Consider the following 885-nt stretch of genomic DNA (forward strand, 5'->3'; position numbering starts at 1 on the left):
GCAAACTCGACTCCATGAAGTCGGAATCGCTAGTAATCGTGGATCAGAATGCCACGGTGAATACGTTCCCGGGCCTTGTACACACCGCCCGTCACACCATGGGAGTGGGCTGCAAAAGAAGTGGGTAGTTTAACCTTCGGGAGGACGCTCACCACTTTGTGGTTCATGACTGGGGTGAAGTCGTAACAAGGTAGCCCTAGGGGAACCTGGGGCTGGATCACCTCCTTATACGAAGATTGTCTTGATGAGTGTTCACACAGATTGATTAGGTTTATAAAGTAAAAGAGACGATATTGGGTCTGTAGCTCAGCTGGTTAGAGCGCTCGCCTGATAAGCGGGAGGTCGGTGGTTCAAGTCCACTCAGACCCACCACTATCTCCTTTGGAGATACGGTACGATATCGACACAGATGGGGCTATAGCTCAGCTGGGAGAGCGCCTGCCTTGCACGCAGGAGGTCTGCGGTTCGATCCCGCATAGCTCCACCATCTTTAAGTGTTTTTCTCTTAAGAATATTTAAAAATGGTTACTGTTTAAGTAACACATGCTCTTTAACAATTTGGAAAGCTGACGAATAACAATGTGATTTCATTGTTATTCAAATAAAAGTTCTCAAATCCTATATCTTACTCTTTTATAGAGAAGGGATGTAGGTACCAACACACATTCAAGTGTTCTTGGAAACAGCACAACTTCGGTTGTGATGTTTATATTTGAGTCCGGCAAAATCGAATGCTATCTCGCTCATTCAAATAATGAGATAGCGACTTTGGTTGTTTGCCATACATAAGACCTTTTGGGGTTGTATGGTTAAGTGACTAAGCGTACACGGTGGATGCCTTGGCAGTCAGAGGCGATGAAGGACGTAATAACTTGCGATAAGCCC

General features: G+C 45.5%; 2 tRNA genes and 1 rRNA gene. All 3 read left to right on the forward strand.

What is annotated here, in order from left to right:
- Nucleotides 1-228: ribosomal RNA gene (locus tag L4D05_RS24035) — 16S ribosomal RNA — on the forward strand; the annotation flags it as partial.
- Between the two features lie 67 nt (nt 229-295).
- A tRNA-Ile gene (locus L4D05_RS24040) sits at nt 296-372 on the forward strand.
- Between the two features lie 39 nt (nt 373-411).
- A tRNA-Ala gene (locus tag L4D05_RS24045) sits at nt 412-487 on the forward strand.
- Nucleotides 488-885 lie beyond the last annotated feature (398 nt).

The organism is Vibrio nomapromontoriensis, from assembly GCF_050337205.1.
Taxonomy (GTDB): Bacteria; Pseudomonadota; Gammaproteobacteria; order Enterobacterales; family Vibrionaceae; genus Vibrio; species Vibrio nomapromontoriensis.